The following is a 24,732-nucleotide window of genomic DNA, read 5'->3' on the forward strand; positions in this document are numbered from 1 at the left end:
GAGGAGAAACGATCATGACAACACCGACACTCGCGAACGCGCCGACGCTCGCACAGCGTGCCCGCAACATCCGCCGCAACGCCTTGCTGATGGGCGAAGTCCAGGGCCAGGGCTACATCGCGCAGGCGCTCGATATCGCCGATGTGCTGGCGGTGGCTTATTTTCACGCGATGCGTTTCCGCGCCGAAGATCCCGCCTGGGAAGGCCGCGACCGTTTTCTGTTGTCCAACGGACATTATGCGATCGCGCTCTATGCGGCCCTGATCGAGGCCGGGATCATTCCCGAGGCCGAGCTGCAAACCTACGGCTTCGACGAGAGCCGGCTCCCGATGTCGGGCATGGCCTCCTATACGCCGGGCATGGAGATGTCCGGCGGCTCGCTGGGCCTTGGACTTGGCATCGCCGTCGGCATGGCGCTCGGGCTGAAGCGCAAGAAATCGGCAGCGCGCATCTTCACGCTGTTCTCAGACGGCGAGCTGGACGAGGGCTCCAAATGGGAAGCCATCATGTCGGCCGCTCATCACAGGCTCGACAATCTGATCGGGGTCGTCGACGTCAACAATCAGCAGGCCGATGGTCCCTCCAAGCAGATGCTGGGGTTCGAGCCGCTGGTCGACAAGCTCAAGGCGTTCGGCTGGTTCGTGCAGCGGGTGGACGGCAACGATCTTGACGCGGTGGTGGGTGCCTTCGATGCCGCGATGGCGCATCCGGAAGCGAAGCCCCGCATGATCGTCGCCGACACGTTGATGGGCAAGGGCGTTCCCTTCCTGGAGCAGCGCGAAAAGAACCACTTCATTCGCGTCGAGCCGCACGAATGGCAGCTCGCGCTGTCTGCACTGAACGCGGGAGACCAGTCATGAAGTCCGCCGGATCGACACCGTCCGCAAAGCCGCGGCTGACCACGTCCGCCATGATCGCTTCGATTGCGGCGGAAGGGCAGCGCACCAAACCGGCGCCCTTCGGTCACGCGCTCGTCGAACTCGCTCGCAGCCGTGAAGACGTCGTCGGCATGACCGCCGATCTCGGCAAATACACCGATCTGCACATCTTCGCGCAGGCCTTTCCCGATCGCTATTACCAGATGGGCATGGCCGAGCAGCTGCTGTTCGGCGCCGCCTCGGGCCTCGCGGCGGAAGGCTTCATGCCGTTCGCGACGACCTACGCGGTGTTCGCCTCGCGGCGGGCCTATGACTTCATCCACCAGACCATCGCGGAAGAAGACCGCAACGTGAAGATCGCCTGCGCGCTGCCTGGCCTGACGTCGGGCTATGGACCGAGCCATCAGGCCGCGGAGGACCTCGCGCTGTTCCGCGCGATGCCCAACATGACGGTGATCGACCCCTGCGATGCGCACGAGATCGAGCAGATCGTGCCGGCCATCGCCGCGCATCGCGGACCGGTCTATATGCGGCTGTTGCGCGGCCAGGTGCCGCTGGTGCTCGACGAGTACAATTACCGTTTCGAGCTCGGCAAGGCCGCGCTTCTGCGCGACGGCGCCGACGTCTTGATCATCTCCTCGGGTATCATGACCATGCGCGCGCTAGAGGCTGCCCAGGCCCTGTCCGATGACCGCATCAACGTCGGCGTCCTGCACGTGCCGACGATCAAGCCGCTCGATACCGAGGCGATCCTGCGCGAGGCGGGCAAGCCGGGCCGCCTGGTCGTCGTCGCCGAAAACCACACCGTGATCGGCGGCCTCGGCGAAGCCGTCGCGGCGCTCCTGATGCGCTCGGGCGTCCATCCGGCGTTCCGGCAGATCGGGCTTCCCGACGAGTTTCTCGCCGCCGGCGCGCTGCCGACGCTGCACGACCGCTACGGCATCTCGACCGCGGAAGTGAAGCGGCAGATCAAGGAGTGGCTGCGCTAGCGGCGCACGTAGCCACCATTCACGATCGATCGGGCCAAAATGTTTCGCAGCGCTGCTGCGGAGAACGAGAGCTGCTGTCCAATGCCGGCGCATCGAGAGCCGGCCTGCAGCAACAGCTGGCGGCGAGAGCCGTCGCTACAGATCAATCCATGCTCAACAGGAGGAGACGATGCCCCCGCGGAAGCCAATCACCCTCAGCCGTCGCAAGCTGCTCATGGCCGGCGCAGCCGTGCCGCTATGCGGCATTCTCACGCGTCCCGCTTCGGCCGCGGAATTCACCTACAAGCTCGCGACCGGCCAGGATCCGACCCATCCCGTCAACGTTCGCGCGAAAGAGGCGACCGACCGCATTCGCGAGGCGACGAGCGGGCGGCTCGAAATCAATCTCTTTCCGGCCAACCAGCTCGGCTCCGATACCGACCTGCTGACGCAGGTGCGCAACGGCGGCGTCGAGTTCTTCAATCTTTCCTCGCTGATCCTCGCGACGCTGGTTCCGGCGGCGGGTATCGTCAACCTCGGCTTTCTGTTCACGAGCTATGATGCCGTCTGGAAGGCGATGGACGGTGAGCTTGGCACCTACATTCGCGCGCAGATCGCCAAAACGCCGATCATGACGGTGTCGAGCGCCTGGGACAACGGCTTCCGCCACGTGACGTCCTCGGGCCGCGAGATCAGGACGCCGGAGGACCTCAAGAATTTCAAGCTGCGCGTGCCGGCGGCGCCCAATCTGACGTCGCTGTTCCAGGCACTCGGCGCTGGACCCGCGCCGATCAATTTCAACGAGGTCTATTCGGCGCTGCAGACCAAGGTGGTCGACGGCCAGGAGAACCCGTTGCCGATCATCGCGACGGCCCGGCTCTACGAGGTGCAGAAGACCTGCTCCCTGACCGGGCATGTGTGGGACAATTACTGGATCCTCGGCAACAAGCGGGCTTTCGAAAAACTGCCAAAGGACGTGCAGCAGATCGTGACACGCGAGTTCGACCGCTCGGCCAAGGACGAGCGCGCCGACATCGCGAAGTTGAGCGACACACTGCGCTCGGATCTGACCGCCAAGGGCATGCAGTTCATCGAGGTCGACCGCGGCGCGTTCAGGCAGGCGCTGGCGAAGACGAGCTTCTATGCCGACTGGAAGGCCAAGTTCGGTGAAGAGGCCTGGGCGCAGCTCGAGAAAGCGGCGGGCAAGCTGTCATGACCGCGATCAACCATATGCCGAATATCGATCAGGGTGCCGCAATGGCGGCACCTCAGTCAGGTGTGCACCTGTGGGCCGCCAGCGCCAACAAGGTGCTTGGTCATGTGGTTGCGATCCCGGTGGCACTGCTGGTGCTGGCCGAGATCGTCGTGTTGTCGGCCGGCATCGTCGGAAGATATGTTTTTCACGCTCCGATCATCTGGGCCGACGAGCTCGCCGGCATTCTGTTCCTGTGGCTCGCTATGCTGGGATCGGTAATTGCCTTCCAGCGTGGCGAGCACATGCGGATGACGGCTATCATCGGCATGCTTCGGCCCGACGCCCGCGCGTTCCTGGATGTCGTTGCCGCCGCGGCGTCGTTGGCGTTTCTCCTGCTGGTGATCCACCCGGCTTACGAGTTCGCGGCCGACGAGGTGTTCGTCACGACGCCGGCGCTCGAAATCGTCAACAGCTGGCGCGCTGCGGCGTTACCCGTCGGCATCGGATTGATGCTGGTCGCCGCAGTTCTGCGGCTGGCTCGCATCGCCGGCTTGCGGAGCCTGCTGGCCGCCGTAGCGCTCGTCGCCGGGATCATCGCCGCGCTTGTACTGGCGGGGCCGCTGCTCAAGCCTCTCGGCAATCTTAACCTGCTCATCTTCTTCGTGGTCATCGTCGGCGCCATGGTCCTTGCGGCGGTGCCGATCGCGTTTGCCTTTGGCCTTGCAACCGTCGGCTATCTGGCGCTGACGACGGGCACGCCCGATGTGGTCATCATCGGGCGCATGGACGAAGGCATGAGCCATCTGATCCTGCTGGCGGTGCCTCTGTTCGTGTTCCTCGGCCTGCTGATCGAAATGACCGGCATGGCGCGTGCCATGGTGGGATTTCTCGCCAGCCTGCTTGGACATGTGCGTGGCGGTTTGCACTATGTGCTGGTCGGCGCGATGTACCTGGTGTCGGGAATCTCGGGTTCCAAGGCGGCCGATATGGCAGCGGTAGCGCCCGTGCTGTTTCCCGAGATGACCAAGCGGGGCGCCAAACCCGGCGATCTCGTCGCGCTGCTTGCTGCAACCGGCGCCCAGACCGAGACCATCCCGCCCTCGCTCGTGCTGATCACGATCGGCTCGGTGACGGGCGTGTCGATCGCGGCGCTGTTCACCGGCGGTCTGCTGCCCGGCATTGTGCTGGCGATCGGGCTCTGCTCCGTGGTCTGGTGGCGATACCGCGGCGAAGACCTGTCGCATGTGAAGCGCGCGAGCGGGCGCGAGATCGGCCGCGCCTTCGTCATCGCGATTCCGGCGATGGCTCTGCCCTTCGTCATCCGGGCCGCGGTGGTCGAGGGCGTTGCGACGGCTACCGAGGTGTCGACCATCGGCATCGTCTACTCGGTTCTCACCGGACTTCTGATCTATCGCCAGTTCTCCTGGCGCCGCCTTTATCCGATGCTGGTGGAGACCGCGTCGCTGTCCGGCGCGATTCTGCTGATCATCGGTGCCGCGACCGGGATGGCGTGGGCCCTGACCCAGTCGGGTTTCTCGGCATCGCTCGCCAAATTCATGACCGCGCTGCCGGGCGGAACACCGGTCTTCCTCGGCGTTACCATCGTGGCGTTTGTCATTCTGGGCAGCGTGCTCGAGGGCATCCCGGCCATCGTTCTGTTCGGGCCGCTGCTGTTTCCGATCGCGCGTCAGGTCGGGGTGCACGAGGTGCATTACGCGATGGTCGTCGTTCTCGCCATGGGCATCGGTCTGTTCGCCCCGCCGTTCGGCGTCGGTTACTATGCGGCCTGTGCCATCAGCCGCATCAGTCCCGACGAAGGCATCAAGCCGATCATCGGCTATATCGTGGCCTTGCTGATCGGCACGCTCGTGGTTGCCGCGATACCGTGGATATCGACCGGCTTCCTGTGACGTGAGGTGGCGCGGGCCCGTCAGCGCTGCCCGGTGCGGGCGCGTTGATCGCGCCACCACGGGCCTCGACAACGCCGCCCGTTGTGCACGGAAATATCGGACGACGTCACAGCACGGCTGCCGGCCTACTGTTCCGCGCTATGCGCCCGAACGCACTGCTTGAGTCCGGAGCAAGCGGTGCTTCACTGTTCGGGCGATTGCCGCCGGCGCCTCGTCGGGAATCGCGAAGCAGGAGCTCGCGTTGATTTCGCACAGGACGTAGGTGTCGGTGCCGGCGGCGTCGCGGGGCCCGTACAGGAAGTCGGCGTCCCAGATCACCGGCAGCGACGGCTCGTCGATGCCGAGCGTGTCCATCAGTTGCGGCGTCCATTCGTCCTCCATCGCTCTTCGGAGCGCCTGGAATTGCGAAGCATCGGGTCCGTGCATGATCCGTGGGCCCGGCTGCGCCTCGGGTGCGTCGGGGCCTTCCGGCGGCGGCGGGATCAGGGCCTTGATCAATTGATGCCCGAAGCCCGCGACCTTGGCGCCGCTCATGTAACAGCGGATCATGCCGTCGGGCAGACGGGGTTGGAACGCCTGGTCGATGATGCAGCCGCCCCATCCGAAATACGGTTCGCAGCGGGCGAGGAGGGCATCGAGCGGTACGTCCTCGGGTAGACTGCCGCGTTGGGCATGCAGTACGCGAACCATGGCGTCTGCGTTGGGCAAGGCCTCCACCTTCCACACCCCCTGGCCGCCATTGCCGCGATTTTGCTTGAGCACGCGCGGACCGTTCGCCTGAAGGCGCGCGGGAAATTCGGCGCGGAAGCTTGCGGCGGTGTCATAGCGATGCGTGTCGGCTCCCCAGCCGAGATGACGCGTTCGGTAGAGCACGTCCTTGACGCCCATCTTCAGGATCACGTCGGGATGGGCGCTCACCCATGGCTCTTGCGCCGCAACGTCGCGCAGCAGCGGGTCGAGGGCCTCGCGCGTCTTGCCCTGATGGATCGGATCGACCCAGACGAGCACGCCATCGACGGCGAGCAGTTGATCGCGGACGGCGTCGGCGAAGATCTCGTCGTAGATCACCGGCCGGGCTTCGATGCCGACCGCGGCGAGTGCTTCGAAAACGCGGACGAAGCGGCTGTTTTGTGCCGTCGTGTCCCGGCGCGCGGCAGCGTCGCCGCGGGAGAGGATGGCAACGGTATGGCGGAGAGGAGGGTGGCGTTCGGTATCCATGCGCAAGCTCCACGAATGGCGTGCTGCGCAGAGCTTGGACCGAGGTCTCACGGGGAGTCTGCTTCGTCCCCACACCGATGAATGTACGTGAAATCGTCCGGTCGTTGCAAGATGGCGATTGTGCGGTTCCGTCCAGACGGCGAACCCCTCGCGCTCGCTACTCCGGTGGCGGCGGATAGCGGTCGAATGTCGGCAGTTCGTGCGCCCGCTCCATCCATCGAAGGCGCTCTGCGACCTGGATGTGCATCGTCGCCGGTACGGCATCGGGATCGTCGTAGGTCGCGCTCTGGACGTCGATGACCCCGGGCAACATGTCGGCATTGACATAAAACAGGCCGGTTCCGCAGTCGCCGCAAAAGTGCCGCCGGGCATGTTCCGAGGAGTGATACACCTTGGGCTCGCCCTTGGTCACCTTGACGGCATCGTCCGCGTACATCGTCCAGCCGACGACGGGAGCGCCGGCGTGAAGCCTGCAATCGCGGCAGTGACACAGCGCGTGCACGATCGCTTCGCCCTCGACCTGATAGCGGATCGCGCCGCAGTGACAACCGCCGGTGATGGTGCTCATGCGTTCCTCCCGATGGAAGACAGGTCTCGTTGATCGATAGCTCTCGAGACCTGCGGCTTCAACGGCGCAATCGATTTGCGATTGCGTCCTACTGTCGCGTGACAACTCCCGCCACGGCGCGTGCGAGGGGATCCGCGACTACCACTTGAACGAAGCCGCGATCTCGTAGCTGCGCGGCGCGCCGAGGATGATCTGGTCGGTGTAACCCGGATCGCCCCAGGCTGCGTAGAGCTTGTTGGTCAGGTTCCTCACGCGAAAGCTGATCCGGGTCTGGTCGACGCCCGGGAAATAGGCTTTTGGAATATCGACGAACGCGAACGCGTCGAAGATCGTGTAGGCGTCCATCGTGACCAGATTGTCCTGGAAGTTGAAGCGGTCGCCGACGTGACGGACGAGGCCGCCGATCTCCACCGGCAGTTTCGTGTCAAAGCGGTAGGACGCCCCCGCATTGGCGATGAAGTTCGGAACGTTCGGCGGCGTCTTGCCCGAATAGGACTGGAAGTCGCCATTGCCGTCGACATAGGTGAAGTCGATGAAGCGCGACTGCACGAAGGCGACGTTGCCCCATAGTTTCAGGCCCGCGACCGGATTGACCGCGGCGGCAATCTCGACGCCCTTGGAGGCCATCTTGCCGGCGACGTTGAAGAGGATGCCGCTTTCGGGGACGTAGACGTTCTTGCGCTCGATGTCGAAGGCCGAGAACGTGGCCTCCGCGCGCTTGTCGGCCGACAGCAGCTTCACGCCGGTCTCGTAGGTCCGCGACGTCGTGAGCAGCAGCGGCGTCGTGGGCCTGAGGATGAAGATGTTCGCCACCGTCGGGTCGGCTGCCGTCGCATACTGGCTGTAAAGCATCACGCCGGGCGCGATGTCCCAGGTGTAGCCGATGCGTCCGGTGACCGGATTGAACGTCTTCGAGAAAGGATAGTTGGCTTTCAGGAGGCCATTCTCGTCGAAGCGGGTCCGCGACAGCTCGATATTCTCAAAACGGATGCCGCCGATCAGCGCGAAGGTCGAGGTCAGCTTGAGCCGGTCCTCGAACGACAGCGAGGCGGTGTCGAGATGGGTGTAGATCTTCTCGTCGCTGCGCGGGCCGTAGAGGCCGCGGTCCGGATTGAGGAGATTGACGTAGTCATTGAAGAACAGCGTGTCCTGCGAGACGTTGAACTGGTTGCTGCTCGCCGCCACGGTGGCGACGAAGCGATTGTCCATTCCGGCGACGTTGGAATTGACGGTGAGGTCGGTGATGTTGCCGTAGAGCCGCTGCGCGTGATCGAGCGCCAGGCGCTCGCGGTAGATGCTCTGCGCGCCTGCGAAATTGCCTACGGTCTGGTCGAACGAGGAGATCTCGTTGTTGAACCAGTGCCGGTGGGCGTCATAGCCATAGACCTGGCTTTTCAGCGAGATGTTGTTGGTGATGTCCCATTGAAAGCCGCTGCGCAGCCAGAGCTCGTTGGCGCCGCTGTGATTGTCGAGCACGTTGTAGTTCGTGGTCAGCGTGCGCGCGTCGATGGTGACCGGGACCGGCGTGCCGCCGCCGAGGTAATAGTTGCTCCAGAGGCCGGAGACGACGCCGTACGTCGGCACGATGCCCGGCGCGTTCGCCGGCACCAGCGGCGTTCCCCAGTAGAAGCGGTCGTTGTCCTGCCTGTATTCGGTCGCGCCCCAGATCCTCAGGTTCTCGTTGACGCGATAGTTCAGCTGGCCCGAGACGTTGCTGAGCTTGGAATAGGTGTCGTCGATAAAGCCCTTGTTGTTGAAATGGCTGATGTCGAAGCGGTAGTCGAGGCCGTTGATCAGCGTGCTGCCGCCCGATCCGTAACCGGCGCGATAGCCGTTGAAGGAATCGTAGGAGGTGAAGGCGTCGTTGACGATTGGTCCGGTGTGCGGCGCCTTGTTCACGTAGTTGATGGCGCCGCCGGTCGCACCGAGGCCCGCCACCAGCGAGTCCGGTCCCTTGATGATCTCGACCTGCTGGAGGCCAGCCACGTCCATGGGACGGCCGGTCATGGTCGACGGCCCGATCGGGATGCCGTTGTAGAGCGTGGAGATCTGGTCGCCGGAAAAGCCACGCATCGAGAAGATGGCGGGCGCGCCTGGCGCATCGCCGCCGGTGACGCCGACTGCAGCCTTGGCGACGTCGGTCGTGGTCCGGATGCCCAGGTCCTGCATCGTCCGCTGACTGATGACCTCGACGGTCGCCGGCATCTCGCGCGCCGTGATGCCGAGCCGGGAGACGACGTCGGTGACGGCTGCCGTGTTGAGCGGCGTCTGCACCGGGCCGCTCGGAGCTTGCGTGGCCGGAACGGCGACAGCAGGGGCGCCACGATTGCGTCCCGCGGCGCGCCGGGCCGCGCGCTGCTTCTGAGTGCCGGGGCTGACGGCAGGAGCCTGTCGCGGCGCAGGCGGCGACACGATCACCGGGCCGACCTCCCGGGAGCGGTTGTCCTGCGCCGCGCTTTGCGCGAGCGCCGCGGACGACAAGGATACCGACGAGAGCAGAGTAATCAGGAAAGCACGCGATAACGCTGGCCTTGCGCCAGCACGGAAATGAAGATTTTGCACAACAACGCTCTGCGGCGACGCAAACAAACCGTCACCGCGGTTGCCTTAGTCATCCACCTTCGCCCCAGGCGGCGGATGCACCGGCTACTTGTCCGACATCAGGGCACCCCGCCCAATGCGTTCGCGCGTGACCATGGCTGGCAGCAGGTTTCCTGGCTCGCGGGTCATCGCCTTCGACCACCTTCCCAGAGGCCCAAGCGGGGCTCCAGTGGTTCGTTTGGTCGTCGGCTATCCGCCTACAGTTGCGGGGGCAGCCGCGGAATTGCCCACTGAGGTGGACGCACCGCATTCCCTTGAAGAGTCCTTGCGGACACTACCGATCACGAAACTGGCATCAGGGGATGAGCGCGTCAACATCCGCGCGGGCTGCTGGACGGGCCGGTCGGTCGATGGTGGCCTTGTGTTGCTGTTTTGCACGATAGTCCGAGGGGGCTGCGTCGAAACGTCCAACCCGGCCTCCGTGCGAGCCTGGGTAACGAACGCTTGACCACGATCAATGACTGCCTTTGGTGTCCGAATATGCTACTGAGGCCGAGTTCCGGCCCGACAAGGCAAGTCGATATTGATGCAGTTCGTCCGTACCATCCTGGCAGTCGCCATCGCCATATCCCTGGCGATGCTGCCGGTTGGCGCGTCCGCGGCGAACCTCGCAATGTCGTCGGATGGCATGCAGACGGCCATGCACATGAGCGGCGACGCCGACATGTCGATGGACGATTGTTGTCCCGACATGAAGGGCACGGGCTCCCATAGCGGCGGCTACAAGTGCGGGATGGGCTTCTGCTGCGTCGGTGGGATCATCGCGCTCGGTGATGTCAGGCCCGTGGCGTTCGAACGTCTCGCCGTCATGGCCAGCACGATGGCTATCCCCCCGGATCAGGTCGTTTCCTTCCGCGGCGCCAGTCCTCCTTTCCGACCTCCTCGAATCTGATCTCGCAAAGCCCGAGACGCGAGCGGCAGGCCTGCTCGCGACGACGACTGACGTGCGCGCTTCGCGCGCCACGGCGAAAGATCAATTCATGAGGACAGGACAATGCTTTCCAAGATCAGCACCGCGGCTCTCGCCGCCACCCTTTCGCTTGCCGCTTCCGCCGCGATGGCGGGCGCGGGCGACTACGCCTTCGAGCCCGTCACTCCGCAGATGAAGAAGGGCGAAGACGTCACGCTCGCCGTTCGCTTGACGAACAAGCAGACCGGCAAGCCGATACCGGACGCGGTCATCTTCAAGACCCGCCTCGACATGGCTCCGGACGGGATGGCCGAGATGGAGTCGGCGGTCGCGCCGCTGCCGTCCAGGGAGCCGGGTGTGTACGCCTTCAAGACGGACCTGCCGATGGCCGGCCGCTACCAGATGACGCTGTCCGTGAAGGTGCAGGGCGAACCGGAGACCGTCACCGGCAAGGTGATCGTCACGGCGGTCAAGTGAGCGTTCGGGCGCTGCCCGGCAGCGCCCGACATTCCCCCTTTTCCTTCACACGGACGCGCGCTCCCGGGTGCGCGGATACACGACATGAAAACGCTGCGTCTCCTGACGGCACTTGCGCTGGGCGGCGGCCTGGTCCTGGCCGGCTACTACTGGCATTCGAACGGTGCGGGCTGGCTCGCTGAGGCCGACATATCATCGGCTGCGGCCGCCGCGGAGCGAACTCCGCTCTACTACCGCGATCCAAGCGGCGCGTCGCTCTGGTCTGCGGGTCCGAAGAAGGACGACCGCGGGCGGGACTATCTGCCGGTCTACGACAACGATGGAGCGGCCGTCGCGCCGGCGCTGCCGAAGGCGCAAGCGGCTTCGCCGCGAAAGATCCTCTACTACCGCAATCCCATGGGGCTGCCCGATACGTCGACCGTTCCGAAGAAGGATCCGATGGGGATGGACTATGTCGCCGTTTACGAAGGCGACGACACCGACGACGGCACGGTGAAGCTGTCGCCCGGCAAGATCCAGCGCGCGGGCGTGAAGTCCGAGCCCGTCGCGCGGCGCTCGATCCGGGTCTCGGTGAAGGCGCCCGGCACGATCCAGCTCGATGAACGCCGCGTGTCGGTGATCGCGATGCGCGCCGAAAGCTTCGTGCAGAAGGTCGCCGATGTGACGACCGGCACGCGCGTGAAGGCCGGCCAGCCGCTGATGGAAATCTACAGTTCGGCGGTGGTGTCCGCGGCGGCGGAATATCTCGCGACGATCACCTCCAAGACGGTCGGCGGTGTCGAGATGTACGGCCGCGGCTCGCGACAGCGGCTGGTCAATCTCGACGTTCCCGAGTCCGTCATTGCGGAGATGGACAAGACGCACACCGCGCCCGTCGCCATACGCTGGTCTGCACCGCGCGACGGGGTCGTGCTCGAACGCAACGCGATCGAAGGTATGCGGGCCAATCCCGGCGACGTTCTGTTCCGGATCGCGGACACCTCGATGGTCTGGGCGCTGGTCGACGTGGCCGAGCGCGATCTCGGCAACATCGCGGTGGGCCAGTCAGTCGCGGTGCGCGCGCGCAGTTTCCCCGGCCGAACCTTCACCGGGACAATCGCTGTCGTCTATCCGCAGGTGAACCGCGACACGCGAACCGTTCGCGTCAGGATCGAGCTTGCCAACCCGGACGCGGTGCTGCTGCCCGACATGTACGTCGATGCCGACATCGACACGGCCGATGCCGCGCCGGTCCTGGCGATACAGGACAGCGCGGTGCTCGACACCGGCAGCCGGCAGGCCGTGCTCGTCGACAAGGGGGAAGGGCGTTTCGAGCCGCGGGAAGTCAAGCTCGGCCGTCGCGGCGGCGGCTATGTCGAGGTGCGCCAGGGTCTCGCGGACGGCGAGGCGGTGGTGACCTCCGCCAACTTCCTGATCGATGCGGAAAGCAACCTGAAGGCGGCGCTGAAGGGGTTTGGCGAGGCGGCGTCCCAGGCCACCGACGCCGGCCCTGGCAATGCAACGGGAGATCACAAATGATCGCCCGCATCATCGCCTGGTCGGCGCGCAATCTGCTGCTCGTGCTGTTCGGGACCGGCTTCGCGGCCGCCGCCGGCCTCTATGCCCTGGTTCACCTTCCGCTGGATGCGATCCCGGACCTCTCGGATACGCAGGTCATCGTCTACACCGAGTATCCCGGCCAGGCGCCGCAGGTGATCGAGGATCAGGTCACCTATCCGCTGACGACGGCGATGCTCACCGTACCGAAATCGAAGGTCGTCCGCGGCTTCTCGTTCTTCGGCGTCTCCTTCGTCTACGTGATCTTCGAGGACGGCACCGACATCTATTGGGCCCGGTCGCGCGTCATGGAATTCCTGAACGGCGCGGCGTCCAGGCTTCCCGCCGGCGTCACCCCGACCATCGGGCCCGACGCGACCGGCGTCGGCTGGGTCTACCAATACGCCGTCGTATCGAAGGAATTGAACCTGGCGGACACGCGTACGATCCAGGACTGGAATCTGAAGTTCGCGCTGGCCAAGGCCGAAGGCGTCGCCGAGGTCGCCAGCGTCGGCGGCTTCGTCAAGCAGTACAACGTGGTCCTCGACCCGCAGCGGATGCGCGACCGCGGCATCAGCATGCAAAAAATACGTGAGGCGATCCGCGCCAGCAACGCCGACGTCGGCGGCCGCACCGTCGAGCTCTCCGAGTTCGAATACGTCATCCGCGGCAAGGGCTACATCAAGAGCATCAACGATCTCGGCAACATCGTGCTGAAGACGAGCAACGGCACCCCGGTGCTCCTGCGGGACGTCGCCAACGTCGAGCTCGGGCCCGACGAGCGGCGCGGCATCGCCGAATTGAACGGCGAGGGCGAGGTCGCAAGCGGCATCGTGCTGCAGCGGTTCGGCGTCAACGCCCTCGACGTCATCGAAAACGTCAAGAAGCGCTTCAGGGAGATCGCGAGCAGCCTGCCGAAATCGGTCGAGATCGTGCCGGTCTACGACCGGTCGAACCTGATCTACGCGGCCATCGATACCCTCAAGCATACCCTGTTCGAGGAGAGCATCGTCGTCGGGCTCGTCTGCATCGTGTTCCTTCTGCATGTCCGCAGCGCACTCGTCGCGATCCTGATGTTGCCGGTCGGCGTGTTGATGGCGTTTGGCGCCATGAAGCTGCTCGGGCTGGGATCGAACATCATGAGCCTCGGCGGCATCGCGATTGCGATCGGCGCCATGGTGGACGCCGCCATCGTCATGATCGAGAACGCACACAAGCACCTCGAACGGGCGAGGCCCGATCAGTCGCGCGTGCAGGTTCTGATCGACGCAGCATCCGAGGTCGGCCCCGCGCTCTTCTTCAGCCTGTTGATCATCACCGTGTCGTTCATGCCGATCTTCACGCTGGAATCGCAGGAGGGCCGATTGTTCAGTCCGCTGGCGTTCACGAAAACCTTCTCCATGGCCGCCGCGGCCTTGCTGTCCGTCACCCTGGTGCCGGCGCTGATGGTGATCTTCGTCCGCGGCAGGATCGTCCCGGAGAGCAGGAACGTCATCAACCGCTTCCTGATCTGGGCCTACCGTCCCGTGATCAAGGGGGTTCTGCGCGCCAAGACGCTGGTTATCCTGGCTTCGCTCGTCGTGCTTGCGGTGACGATCTGGCCGGCGCGCCAGCTCGGCACCGAGTTCATGCCGGCGTTGAACGAGGGAACGCTGCTCTACATGCCAACGACGCTGCCCGGCATCTCGGTCACCAAGGCGGCCGAACTGATGCAGATGCAGGACCGCATCATCAAGTCGTTTCCGGAGGTCGCTTCGGTCTACGGCAAGGCGGGACGAGCCGCTACTGCGACCGATCCCGCTCCGACCGAGATGTTTGAGACGATCGTCAACCTGAAGCCGAAGGAGCAGTGGCGTTCCGGCGTGACCGTCGACAGTCTTATCGCCGAGATGGACAAGGCGTTGCAGTTTCCGGGTGTCTCCAATGCCTGGACCATGCCGATCAAGGCACGTATCGACATGCTCTCGACCGGAATCCGCACGCCGGTCGGCGTCAAGGTCATGGGCAATGACCTCGCCGAGATCGACCGGCTCGCGAAGCAGATCGAACGCGTCATCAAGACCGTACCCGGCACGTCGTCGGCTTACGCCGAGCGCGGCATCGGCGGCTATTATCTCGAGATCGTTCCCGACCGTGAGGCGCTCGCCCGTTACGGCATCCTGATCCAGGACGTCCAGGACACCATCGCGGCCGCGCTCGGCGGTCAGACGGTCACGACGACCGTGGAGGGCCGGCAACGGTTCACGGTGAACATGCGCTATCCGCGCGACCTTCGCGACAACCCCAAGGCCATTGCCAGCGACATCCTGGTGCCGATACCGTCGGGTGGCGCCGTGCCCCTCGGCGAGGTGGCGAAGGTCGAACCCGCGCGCGGGCCGACGTCGATCCGGACGGAGAACGGCCAGCTCGCGACCTACATCTATGTCGACATCCGTGATCGCGACATCGGAAGCTACGTCGCCGATGCGCAACGCGCCGTGACGGAGAGCATCCGGTTTCCCGCCGGCACCTACGTCGTGTGGAGCGGCCAGTACGAATATCTGCAGCGCGCCGCGGCCCGTCTGAAGATCGTGGTGCCCGTGACGCTTACGATCATCTTCCTGCTGCTCTACCTGAACTTCCGGGCGATGACCGAGACGCTGATCGTGATGCTGTCACTGCCGTTCGCGCTGGTCGGCGGCATCTGGATGATGTGGTGGCTCGGCTTCAACCTGTCCGTTGCCGTCGCGGTCGGTTTCATCGCGCTCGCAGGCGTCGCCGCCGAGACGGGTGTCGTCATGCTGATCTACCTCGATCATGCGCTGGCCGAGGTGAGGGCCAGGTGCAGCGCCGAGGGGAGGCCACTGACGCGCCGGGATCTCCACGACGCCATCATGGTGGGCGCGGTCGAGCGCGTGCGGCCCAAGATGATGACGGTGGTTGCCATCATGGCCGGTCTTCTGCCGATCATGTGGAGCACCGGGGCCGGATCGGAGATCATGCAGCGCATTGCGGTGCCGATGATCGGCGGCATGACGTCATCGACACTGCTGACGCTGGTCGTGATCCCCGCAATTTTCGGCTTGGTAAAGGGGCGGGGGCTTCCATCGGGCGAGCGATCGGCTCCTGCCGATGAATGGACCGTGCGCGCGTCGCAAGCCGCCGAATAGGCTCGGCAGCGGAGGTCGTCTTCATGGCGACCGCCGCTCCGGCGTGAAAAAGCCCGCGGCGGATTCCGACCGAGGAGCGTTAGGGGCGGTGAGTTGCCTAGCGCGCTTCGACCACCTCGCCGTCCTCCTTTACGAACCGGCCGACCGGATTGTCGAGGAGGTCGACGACGGCTTCGGAAGGGCGGCACAAGCGCGTGCCCTTCGAGGTCACGACGATCGGGCGGTTGATGAGAATGGGATGCGCGAGCATCTGGTCGATCAACTGGTCGTCGGTCCATTTGGGGTCGGCGAGGCCGAGCTCCTTGTACGGCGTGCCCTTCTCGCGCAGCAATGCGCGAACCGGAATGCCCATCGCTGCAATCAGCTGCTTGAGCGTCTCGCGCGATGGCGGGGTCTTGAGATATTCGATGACAGTGGGCTCCGCGCCGCTCTGCCGGATCATCGCCAGCGTGTTGCGCGAGGTGCCGCAATCGGGGTTGTGGTAGATCGTCACGCTCATCGGGTAGTCTCCGCAATTTGTACGGGGCCGCGGGCCCCGGAGTGCCCGAGCAGCCAGTTCATCAACAGCATGCCGGCGAATGCTCCGCAGAGCTCCGCAAGGATGAATCCGGGCAGGTCGGTCGGACGAATGCCCGAGAACGTGTTTGTCAGCGACCGCGCGATGGCCACCGCCGGATTTGCAAACGACGTGGAGGCCGTGAACCAATAGGCTGCCGTGATGTAAAGGCCCACCAACCAGGGAACCGCCGTCCGCTGAAATCGGATGCCGGCCAGGATCGTCGCGACCAGACCGAAGGCGGCGACCGCTTCGGCGAACCATTGCGGCCCTCCCGTTCGAACCTTCGTCGAGAAATCGAGCAGGGGAAGTCCGAACATCAGATGCGCGGCCATCGTTCCCGCGATGCCGCCGGCGATCTGCGCGACCACGTAGAGCACGGCTTCGTTGACCGGAAGCTCGCGCTTGCCGGCGAAGACGAGGGTCACCGCGGGATTGAAATGCGCGCCGGAGATCGGACCGAGCACGGTGATCAGGACAACCAGAATGGCTCCGGTCGGCAGGGTATTGCACAGAAGCGCAAGCGCCACGTCCCTGGTCAGCGTCTCGGCCATGATGCCGGAGCCGACGACGGTGGCGACGAGAATGCCCGTGCCGAGCGCTTCGGCTGCGAGGCGCCGTGGAAGATCGAAATTGTCCATCAGCCGGCCTTCGGCGTTGAATGTGTTGCGCCCTGGGAGCGTCCGATCTCGGACTGAAAACGGCCGGCTCCGTCTTTGCGAAGGATCGACTCGGCGAGGATCGAGCGCGCCGAATTGCCGGTGCACAGGAACAGAACATTGTACATCTGGTCAGGCACGGCTTCGCTCCTTTCGCTTTGGCGAGCAGCAGGCTTGAAGGCTCTCGACGACCGGTTCGCAAACCTCCGGCCGGCCGCCGCAGCAATCCCGAAGCAGGAAAACCGCAACGTCCCTGAACTCCGCAAGGTTGGCGCGATAGACGATCGAACGGCTGTGTCGCTCGGAGGTGACGAGGCGGGCACGCGTCAGGATCGAGAGATGAGCCGAAAGCGTATTCGGCGGGACTTCCAGCAGACGTGCGAGGTCGCCGGCCGCAAGGCCATCGGGCTCGTGTCGGACCAGCGTCCGGAAGGCCTCCAGACGGGTCGATTGTGACAGGGCGGCGAGCGCGAGGACTGCTTCTTCAGTTTCCATATATCCAGATTTATAGAAATGATGATAAAGCGTCAATTGAATTTCCGAACTCGCCGCGTTTAGAATGCGTTGTGTCTCGCGATCGAGGAAAGCCGGCGATGCAAACCCAATCGGTCATTACGTGTCCGGTCTGTCATCACGCGTCAGCCGAAACCATGCCGGTTGAGGCCTGTCAGTTCTTCTACGATTGCAAGGGATGCGGGACCCGGCTCAAGCCGACGAGCGGCGATTGCTGCGTCTTCTGTTCGTACGGATCGGTCCCTTGTCCGCCGATCCAGCAGAACGGAAAGTGCTGCTGAGGCCGCCCCGCCGGCGGGCGGTCGCCCCTATATTTCCAATATTCTAGAAATATGGTTGACGGCGAGGGTGGATCGGCGCATCTTATCGACATGAAGATCGACGACGCAGCAGCACGCTTGGAAGCTCTGGGTAACCGGACACGGCTTCAGATCTATCGGGCCCTGGTCCGCGCTGGACAGCCGGGCATGCCCGTCGGTCGCTTGCAGGACAAACTGAAGATCCCGGCATCGACGCTGTCTCACCACATCAAGTCTCTGGTTGCGGTCGGGCTGATAAGTCAGGTCCGCGAATCCACGACCCTGGTCTGCCACGCGAACTACGACGGGATGCGGGGCCTGGTGGATTTCCTGGTGTCGGAGTGCTGTGCCGACGAAACCGAATGCAAAGATACCAAAACGGCGGCCTGATTTTTTTGCCGAGTTATTCGATAATTCTAGAAAGACGAGAGTAGCGAAATGAGCGACGGAAAGACAGTTGCCATTATCGGGGCAGGACCGGTCGGCCTGGCTGCGGCCGCGCACGTGCTCGAGCGCGGCATGTCTCCCATTGTGCTCGAGGCCGGACCCGAAGCCGGACACGCCGTCCGCCAGTGGCAGCAGGTCCAGCTGTTCTCGCCGTGGGAGTACAATGTCGACAAGGCCGCCGCGCGCCTGCTTGCACCGACGGGATGGAATTCGCCGGACCCGCAATCCTATCCGACCGGCGGCGAACTGCTTGACCGATACCTGACGCCGCTCGCGACGCGAACGTCGCTACGCGATGTGATCCGGACCTCCAGCCGCGTCTCGGCCATCAGCCGCGTCGGCTTCGACAAGGCAAAGACCAGGGGGCGCGAGCAGGCGCCTTTTGAAATCCGCTATCAGAACGGCAAGGGGCCCGAGGTTCTGCGTGCAGATGCCGTGATCGATACCTCAGGCACTTGGTTCTCCCCCAATCCGGCCGGCCGCAATGGCTTGCCGGCGATCGGCGAGCCCGAATACGGCGACCGTGTCGCCTATGGCATGCCGGATGTCCGGGGTGTCGCTCGTTCTAGATATGCAGGCAAGACCGTTGCTGTCTTGGGCGCGGGCCACTCCGCGGTTGGTACTCTCATCGATCTCGTACATCTCGCCGACGAGGTACCGGGCACGCAACCTGTCTGGCTCCTGCGTGGCGCCGATCCCGCGAAGGCTTTTGGCGGCGGCCGTAACGATAAACTCGCGGCGCGCGGCGAACTTGGCAGTGCCTTCGCCGCACTTGTTGCCTCCGGGAAGATCAAGGTCGAAACCGAATTCGGCGTCACGCACCTCTCGGACTCCGAAGGTCGCCTCAAGATCGCGGCAGGGTCCTGTTGCGGTGGGCGAAGCGTGGTCGTGGACGAACTGATCGTATCGACAGGTTTCCGTCCTGACTTCTCGTTCCTGTCCGAACTGCGTTTGCGGCTCGATCCCGCCATCGAGGCACCGGTCGCTCTCGCACCGCTGATCGATCCCAACGAGCATAGCTGCGGGACGGTGCGTCCCCACGGCGCGCGCGAGCTCGCGCATGATGAAGCGGGCTTCTACATGGCTGGCATGAAGTCGTACGGCCGCGCTCCGACCTTCCTGATGATGACGGGTTATGAGCAGGTTCGCTCGATTGCGGCCGATCTCGCTGGCGACAAGGAGGCGGCGGCGAGGGTGGAGCTTGTGCTGCCGGAGACTGGCGTCTGCACGCGTGGTGGTGTCGAGGCTGCCGGGACCGCATCGGGATGTTGCGGCGGGCCGGCGAAGGAGGATTTGTCCGCCTGCTGTGCTGCCGACGAAACGGCCAAGAAGGCCGGCGCTGCGGGGTGCGGTTGTTCATGAAGCAAGTTCTCGCGGGCCAAGCCCGAGGCCCGCTCGGCGTCGTCGCCGCGCTCGGCACGGCGCAAACGGTTGCATGGGCGTCGAGCTATTATCTCCCGGCCATCCTGGCTGCGCCGATTGCGCGCGATCTCGGTCTCGCGCCGACTTACGTGTTCGGCGCGCTGTCGGGAGCGCTCGTCATCTCTGGTCTGCTCGGCCCGCGCGTGGGGCATGCCATCGATAGGTTTGGCGGGCGCAGCCTGCTTGTCATTTCGAACCTCGTGTTTGTGGCAGGCCTGCTCCTGCTGTCCGTGGCCCATGGCGTGGCGGTGCTGATTGCGGCCTGGGCGTTGCTCGGGATCGGCATGGGGATGGGCCTCTATGAGGCGGCCTTTGCGACGCTTGCGCGCATCTACGGTACCAATGCACGACGAACCATCACTGGCATCACCCTGATCGCCGGTTTCGCCAGCACGCTCGGTTGGCCCCTCACGACCTGGCTCGCGTCGGAGTACGGCTGGCGCGTCGCCTGCCAGGTATGGGCGGCGATCCATATCGCTGTTGCGTTGCCGCTCAATCTCTCGCTGCCGCGCGCCGTCCCATTGGACCAGCAGGCTCAACCGGGGCCGGGTGCAATCCAGCAATCCGGACGCCAGAGCGAGACCTTCGCGATGGTGCTGCTGGCTTACATGTTCGCGGCAGCAAGCTTCGTCAGTTCGGGCATCTCGGCCATTCTGCCGACCATGCTGGTTGCGTTCGGCGCCACACCGGCTCAGGCCTTGCTCGCGGGCGCGCTGGTCGGGCCTGCGCAAGTCGGCGCGCGCCTGTTGGAAGCAGGATGGCTCGCCCGGTTTCACCCGCTGCTGTCGGCGAGGCTGGCCATGCTGATGAATCCGATCGGCGTCGTTGCGCTGGTGATGGGCGGACCCTTGCTCGCGTCGACCTTCACGGTGCTGTACGGAGCGGGCAACGGCATCATCACCATTGCCCGTGGTACGCTCCCATTGGCGCTGTTTGGGCCGGCCGGATTCGGCAGGCGGGTCGGCATGATCTCGCTGCCTTCTAGACTGACGGGTGCCGCCGCGCCGCTCGCACTGGGGCTGATGGTGGAGCACATCGGCAGCAGTGCGCTGTGGATCAGTGCGCTCGTCTCGGTCTCGGCCTTCTTCGCGCTCTTGCTGCTTCGTACGGAGCGGGCAAACTCAGCGCCGCTTCAGGTGGGAGAACAAAATTCGTAAGCTCGGCGGCCGGTCTCTGATTGCGGTGATGTGCATAGGGCAGGTCGGCAACCTGCTGCCGCATGTGACGTTGTCCGCAAATCTGGCGCAGCACCTGATGCCTGAGTGGGGACTGTCGGCGGCCGAAGGCGGGCTGATGGCAAGCGGTTATGCATTCGGCTACATGCTCGCGGTGCCCGTGCTGACGACGTTGACCGACCGGATCGACGCGCGGATTGTCCTGCTCTGGGGCTCGATCGTCAGCGGGCTCGCGACCGCAGCGTTCGGAATCTTCGCGCAAGGGTTCTGGTCGGCGACCGCGATCTGGTCCCTTGCAGGACTTGGTTTTGCCGGCGCCTATATGCCGGGCCTGAAGGCGCTGACGGACCGGCTTCCCGCCGGTGACACCTCGCGCGCCGTTACGCTGTACACGTCGAGCTTCTCGGTCGGCGTCGGCCTCTCGTTCCTGGTCGCGCAACTGATCGCCGACCGCTGGGGATGGCGGATCGCTTTCCTCGTCACCGGCTTCGGCCCCATCGCCATGGTCATCGCGTGCCTTCTGATGCGGGAGCAGCGGCCCGCGCCGAAGGCGGGGCGCCTGCTCAACTTCGCGCCCGTCTTCGCCAACAGCGAGGCGCTCGGTTACATCCTCGGCTACGGCGCGCACTGCTTCGAGCTTTACGGTATCCGCACCTGGCTGGTCGGGTTCTGGACCTTCGTCGTTGCGCACCAGGGCGCGCCGTCTTGGTTGAGCCCCGTCGTGCTGAGCTTCTGCTTCGCGGTGATCTCGATGCCCGCAAGCATCCTCGGCAACGAGGCCGCGCTGAAATTCGGCCGCCATCGGGCGATCACGATCGTCATGATCGCATCGGCCTGCGTCGCGCTGGTCATCGGGCTCAACGCGACGGCGCCGGCATGGGTGCTCGCACTGCTACTGCTTGCCTATGGCCTGACCGTGCCCGCCGATTCAGGTGCGTTGACTGCCGGCATGTCTGCCGCGGCGACTTCCGAACATCGCGGCGCGACCCTGGCCTTGCATTCGACGGTCGGCTTCGGTCTGTCGGCGGTCGGAGCCTGGGGAACCGGCGCCGCGCTCGACGCCGCCGGCGGTCCGCAGAGCGCGACCGGCTGGCTGCTGGCGTTCATCGTTCTTGCGGCGGGAATTGCGCTCGGTCCGTTCGCGCTGCTCTGGGCGCGGATTAGTCGAACACATCACGTCTGAGCGCTCTACTCGTGCCGCCATATCTCCACGGCTGAGATGACCAGGATCACAGCCAATCCCGGCAGAAGAATCGAATTCGGGACAATACCGAGGAGCAAGCCGCCGATGAATGTGCCGACGATCGATCCGATCGCCATTGCAAGCATGAACTGCCAGTTGGCGCGGAGCACTGGAAAATTCTGATCGCGACTATAGCGCGCGAATCCCACGAGCATCGTCGGAAGGCTCACCGCAAGTGAGAGGCTGCCTGCCAGCTTGACGTCCGCGCCGAACAGCAGGATCAGGGTGGGGATCAGGAACTCTCCACCGGCAACGCCGAGCAACGACGCCACGATGCCAATCACGAAGCCTGCCGCTACGCCCGCGATAATCAGGTACATGCCAGTCAGTGCCGGGGCGGGTGCTGCCGCAGTGCCGTGTGCGAACAGAAGCACACCTGCGATCAGCAGCAACAAGACGGCTATGACCTTGTAGAGCGTTTCGGACTTGAGGCGCGTCGCCCAGGATGCTCCGGCATAGGCGCCAACAAGGCTGCCAGCCAGCAGGTTCAGGATGACCGGCCAATGCGCATATATTTCGGCAAAGGGAACGGCGCGGGCACGAAATGGCAGTGCGCTGGCCACCACGATCAGGCTCGTCGCCTTGTTGAGGACCACGGCTTCAAGACCGCGAAACCTGAACAAGCTGATGAGCAGCGGCAGACGAAACTCGGCGCCCCCGAGGCCGATGAGGCCGCCCAAGGTACCGATGATTGCGCCCGAGCCGAACGCGGCGGAATTGTTTCGCATGGTCACGACGGAAAAAATGCGCTGGTGCGCAAAACTAGACCTGCCCGTAGTCCGTCGTGGCGGGGAGCTTCACACCTGCTTACGGCAGGGCGTGGGGCTGAGGAACAGGCTAGTCTAGAACCTCGGGCGTTGCAAACTTACGTCCACTCGGCTTCGAGCGGCGGGAGACGATGACGATCCTTCGATCATGGCTCGCTTTTCTCCGACATGAAGAAAACCGCGACGGATTGCTCCGCGCGGGTGTTACGAACTTTAGATGCTGCCTGTATGCGGGTCTTTTGCTCGACGTGCCAAAGGTTCCAAACCGTCGGCGCTATCCTCGTGACGTGCCTCCGATGACTTCTGCATTCCCCGACTTAAGCAGGTTGACAGTTCGGCCATCCGGGTTTTAATTCGCCGCTACGGGGATGTGCGATCTCCCCGTGAGGCGACATGCCCAAGTATCGCGTCCTTAATCACCAAGGGCGCAGCATGTCAGCATCATACATCCCCATTTCTTCCGGCAGATTATCTGGACTGATCGGCACGGCGAATGCGCCGGCGCTTATCGATGCACGCATTGACGGGGACGTCTCAGCCGACCCCCGCCTGATACCTGGCGTCGCGCGACGTCCAGGATTGGGCCTCCCGCTTGATGGGCCGATGCGATCGATCTCGGGGCGTGATTAGCCGCAGCTGCTTCAAGACCTAGGAGCACATCAATGAGAAACACACTCTTCGCGTTCATCGGTCTCGGCGCCTGCCTCCTTGGCTCGATCTCGTCGGCTCAAGCGCAGAACGTCGACTGGCAGAAGGTCGACGAGACGTTGGGCCGCAAGCCCGCCGTCTCGGACGACGTCCATCGCTACGGCTTTCCCCGCAGCGATCTCTCCGTGACGTTGGACGGGGTGACGATCAAGCCGGCGCTGGCGCTCGGCGGCTGGGTCGCGTTCAAGCCTGGGCACGGCGCCGCCATGGTCATGGGCGACCTCGTGCTGCTCGAAACCGAGATCAATCCCGTGATGGCGAAGATGATCGCGAACGGCCTTGAGATCACCGCCATCCACAATCATCTGCTGCGCGCGAGTCCGGCGACGTTCTACATGCATGTTGCCGGGCACGGAGACCCGGTCAAGCTCGCCGCTGCGATCCACGATGCACTTGCCGAAAGCAAGACTCCATTGACCGTCGCAGCGCCGGCGAGCCCGCCGCCGGCCGTGGACCTCGACACCGCGAAGCTCGACCAGATTATCGGCAGCAAGGGACAGGCCAACGGAGGCGTCTACCAATTCAATGTGAAGCGACGTGATCCGATCACGCAAGACGGCATGCCATTGACCCCCGTCGCTCCAATGGGCGTTGCGATCGGTATCAACTTCCAGCCGACCGGGGGTGGGAAGGCGGCCATCACGGGCGACTTCGTACTGACGGGCAACGAGGTCAACCCTGTCATTCTGGCGCTGCGCACGCACGGCATCGAGGTGACCGCGCTGCATAGCCACATGCTGGATGAGCAGCCGCGACTTTTCTTCATGCACTTCTGGGCGAACGACGACGCCGTCAAGCTCGCCGAAGGACTGCGCGCGGCCTTGGACAAGACTGCCAGCACGAAGAGTTGAGCCAAAGATCGAGGGAAGGAGACGCCCGATGCGTTACGAAGCCAAGCCGATGCCGTTCGATCCGAAGTCGATCAACGGTATCTCCGAAAAGGTTCTTATCAGCCACTACGAGAACAACTACGGCGGGGCCGTGAAGCGGCTCAACGCGATTGGCGCGCAGCTCGCAGAGCTCGATTTCGCCAAGGCGCCGAACTTTCTCATCAACGGCCTGAAGCGCGAGGAATTGATCGCAGCGAACTCGATGATCCTGCACGAGATCTACTTCGACGGTCTTGGTGGAGCTGAGCGGCCGAGCGGCGCTCTCGCCGATGCGATTGCACGCGACTTTGGTAGCATCGAGCGTTGGCGGACGGAATTCGCGGCCATGGGCAAGGCCGAAGGTGGCAGCTCGGGGTGGGTGATCCTTGCCTATTCACCCCGTGACGGGCGGCTCATCAACCAATGGGCCGCAGATCATACGACAACGCTCGCCGGCGGTCGGCCGGTGCTGGTGCTCGACATGTATGAGCACGCCTATCACATGGATTTCGGCGCTGCCGCCGCCCGCTATGTCGACGTCTACATGGAGGCCATTCGCTGGGAGAACGCCGCCAAATTGTACGATCGATACGCCGGGGAATCCTGAAAGAGGGCGCGGGCCCGCATTTCGAGGCGATGGGGGATCGGACGCTGAGGTAATCGA

General features: G+C 64.3%; 22 protein-coding genes, 1 pseudogene and 1 riboswitch. Of the genes and pseudogenes, 15 read left to right on the forward strand and 8 right to left on the reverse strand.

Annotation, left to right across the window (positions count from 1 at the left end):
- The first annotated feature begins 14 nt into the window (after positions 1-14).
- The 4 genes from ABIA90_RS00580 (at position 15) to ABIA90_RS00595 (ending at position 4,951) form a co-directional block, all read left to right on the forward strand.
- Positions 15-860: a transketolase gene (locus ABIA90_RS00580; RefSeq protein ID WP_354116906.1), complete on the forward strand. Its 846-nt coding sequence runs from the start codon at positions 15-17 to the stop codon at positions 858-860.
- Positions 857-1,867, forward strand: coding sequence for a transketolase family protein (locus tag ABIA90_RS00585; protein WP_166098524.1), 1,011 nt, complete (start codon positions 857-859; stop codon positions 1,865-1,867). The genes ABIA90_RS00580 and ABIA90_RS00585 overlap by 4 nt, the downstream gene beginning before the upstream one ends.
- 169 nt (positions 1,868-2,036) lie before the next feature.
- Positions 2,037-3,062: a TRAP transporter substrate-binding protein gene (locus ABIA90_RS00590; protein WP_208072437.1), complete on the forward strand. Its 1,026-nt coding sequence runs from the start codon at positions 2,037-2,039 to the stop codon at positions 3,060-3,062.
- 41 nt (positions 3,063-3,103) lie between these two features.
- Entirely contained in the window at positions 3,104-4,951 is a 1,848-nt protein-coding gene (locus tag ABIA90_RS00595) for a TRAP transporter large permease (protein ID WP_354117607.1), read from the forward strand.
- A 138-nt stretch (positions 4,952-5,089) separates the two neighbouring features.
- On the opposite strand, the gene ABIA90_RS00600 is transcribed toward ABIA90_RS00595, so the two are convergent.
- The 3 genes from ABIA90_RS00600 to ABIA90_RS00610 form a co-directional block, all read right to left on the reverse strand.
- Positions 5,090-6,169, reverse strand: coding sequence for a Cj0069 family protein (locus ABIA90_RS00600; RefSeq protein ID WP_354116907.1), 1,080 nt, complete (start codon positions 6,167-6,169; stop codon positions 5,090-5,092).
- 157 nt (positions 6,170-6,326) lie between these two features.
- Positions 6,327-6,737 (reverse strand): GFA family protein, encoded by a 411-nt coding sequence (locus ABIA90_RS00605; protein WP_354116908.1) that lies wholly within the window; start codon positions 6,735-6,737, stop codon positions 6,327-6,329.
- Positions 6,738-6,875: 138 nt separating this feature from the next.
- Entirely contained in the window at positions 6,876-9,299 is a 2,424-nt protein-coding gene (locus ABIA90_RS00610) for a TonB-dependent receptor (protein WP_502916613.1), read from the reverse strand.
- Positions 9,300-9,424: 125 nt separating this feature from the next.
- Positions 9,425-9,632, reverse strand: a riboswitch (cobalamin riboswitch).
- Between the two features lie 232 nt (positions 9,633-9,864).
- On the opposite strand from ABIA90_RS00610, the gene ABIA90_RS00615 reads away from it, so the two are divergent.
- From ABIA90_RS00615 to ABIA90_RS00630, 4 genes are all read left to right on the forward strand, one after another.
- Positions 9,865-10,230 carry a hypothetical protein gene (locus ABIA90_RS00615; RefSeq protein WP_354117608.1) on the forward strand — a complete coding sequence of 122 codons (366 nt, stop codon included), beginning with the start codon at positions 9,865-9,867 and terminating at the stop codon, positions 10,228-10,230.
- A 102-nt stretch (positions 10,231-10,332) separates the two neighbouring features.
- Complete coding sequence (locus ABIA90_RS00620; protein WP_014496735.1) at positions 10,333-10,725, forward strand: FixH family protein; 393 nt, start codon at positions 10,333-10,335, stop codon at positions 10,723-10,725.
- Positions 10,726-10,809: 84 nt separating this feature from the next.
- Entirely contained in the window at positions 10,810-12,243 is a 1,434-nt protein-coding gene (locus ABIA90_RS00625; RefSeq protein WP_354116910.1) for an efflux RND transporter periplasmic adaptor subunit, read from the forward strand.
- Positions 12,240-15,410 (forward strand): efflux RND transporter permease subunit, encoded by a 3,171-nt coding sequence (locus ABIA90_RS00630; RefSeq protein ID WP_354116911.1) that lies wholly within the window; start codon positions 12,240-12,242, stop codon positions 15,408-15,410. The genes ABIA90_RS00625 and ABIA90_RS00630 overlap by 4 nt, the downstream gene beginning before the upstream one ends.
- A 97-nt stretch (positions 15,411-15,507) precedes the next feature.
- Here ABIA90_RS00630 and arsC read toward each other — a convergent pair whose 3' ends face one another.
- The 4 genes and pseudogenes from arsC to ABIA90_RS00650 all read right to left on the reverse strand — a co-directional run bounded on the left by arsC (position 15,508) and on the right by ABIA90_RS00650 (position 17,120).
- Positions 15,508-15,909: an arsenate reductase (glutaredoxin) gene (gene arsC, locus ABIA90_RS00635; protein ID WP_354116912.1), complete on the reverse strand. Its 402-nt coding sequence runs from the start codon at positions 15,907-15,909 to the stop codon at positions 15,508-15,510.
- Positions 15,906-16,607 (reverse strand): aquaporin, encoded by a 702-nt coding sequence (locus ABIA90_RS00640; RefSeq protein WP_354116913.1) that lies wholly within the window; start codon positions 16,605-16,607, stop codon positions 15,906-15,908. The genes arsC and ABIA90_RS00640 overlap by 4 nt, the downstream gene beginning before the upstream one ends.
- Positions 16,608-16,627: 20 nt before the next feature.
- A pseudogene (locus tag ABIA90_RS00645) lies at positions 16,628-16,765 on the reverse strand (arsenate reductase/protein-tyrosine-phosphatase family protein); the annotation flags it as partial.
- Entirely contained in the window at positions 16,758-17,120 is a 363-nt protein-coding gene (locus ABIA90_RS00650) for an ArsR/SmtB family transcription factor (protein ID WP_063984569.1), read from the reverse strand. The gene ABIA90_RS00650 and the pseudogene ABIA90_RS00645, both read right to left, overlap by 8 nt.
- Before the next feature lie 98 nt (positions 17,121-17,218).
- Here ABIA90_RS00650 and ABIA90_RS00655 point away from each other — a divergent pair, with 98 nt between their 5' ends.
- From ABIA90_RS00655 to ABIA90_RS00675, 5 genes are all read left to right on the forward strand, one after another.
- Positions 17,219-17,419, forward strand: coding sequence for a GDCCVxC domain-containing (seleno)protein (locus ABIA90_RS00655; protein ID WP_354116914.1), 201 nt, complete (start codon positions 17,219-17,221; stop codon positions 17,417-17,419).
- Positions 17,420-17,509: 90 nt separating this feature from the next.
- Positions 17,510-17,827: an ArsR/SmtB family transcription factor gene (locus tag ABIA90_RS00660; protein WP_063986549.1), complete on the forward strand. Its 318-nt coding sequence runs from the start codon at positions 17,510-17,512 to the stop codon at positions 17,825-17,827.
- Positions 17,828-17,875: 48 nt separating this feature from the next.
- Positions 17,876-19,246 carry an NAD(P)-binding domain-containing protein gene (locus ABIA90_RS00665; protein ID WP_354116915.1) on the forward strand — a complete coding sequence of 457 codons (1,371 nt, stop codon included), beginning with the start codon at positions 17,876-17,878 and terminating at the stop codon, positions 19,244-19,246.
- Positions 19,243-20,463, forward strand: coding sequence for an MFS transporter (locus ABIA90_RS00670; RefSeq protein ID WP_354117609.1), 1,221 nt, complete (start codon positions 19,243-19,245; stop codon positions 20,461-20,463). The genes ABIA90_RS00665 and ABIA90_RS00670 overlap by 4 nt, the downstream gene beginning before the upstream one ends.
- Positions 20,464-20,491: 28 nt before the next feature.
- Positions 20,492-21,664 (forward strand): MFS transporter, encoded by a 1,173-nt coding sequence (locus tag ABIA90_RS00675; RefSeq protein WP_354116916.1) that lies wholly within the window; start codon positions 20,492-20,494, stop codon positions 21,662-21,664.
- A 5-nt stretch (positions 21,665-21,669) separates the two neighbouring features.
- On the opposite strand, the gene ABIA90_RS00680 is transcribed toward ABIA90_RS00675, so the two are convergent.
- A complete protein-coding gene (locus ABIA90_RS00680) occupies positions 21,670-22,452 on the reverse strand; it encodes a sulfite exporter TauE/SafE family protein (RefSeq protein WP_354117610.1) in 783 nt (260 codons plus the stop codon).
- 701 nt (positions 22,453-23,153) lie between these two features.
- Here ABIA90_RS00680 and ABIA90_RS00685 point away from each other — a divergent pair.
- The gene (locus ABIA90_RS00685) at positions 23,154-24,050 is read left to right on the forward strand and encodes a DUF1259 domain-containing protein (RefSeq protein ID WP_354116917.1); all 897 of its coding nucleotides are present in this window, start codon (positions 23,154-23,156) and stop codon (positions 24,048-24,050) included.
- A 28-nt stretch (positions 24,051-24,078) separates the two neighbouring features.
- Positions 24,079-24,675, forward strand: a complete 597-nt coding sequence (locus tag ABIA90_RS00690; protein WP_354116918.1) for a superoxide dismutase — start codon at positions 24,079-24,081, stop codon at positions 24,673-24,675.
- Positions 24,676-24,732 lie beyond the last annotated feature (57 nt).

It is taken from the genome of Bradyrhizobium sp. LA6.8 (genome assembly GCF_040547935.1).
In the GTDB taxonomy this organism is placed as follows: Bacteria; Pseudomonadota; Alphaproteobacteria; order Rhizobiales; family Xanthobacteraceae; genus Bradyrhizobium; species Bradyrhizobium barranii.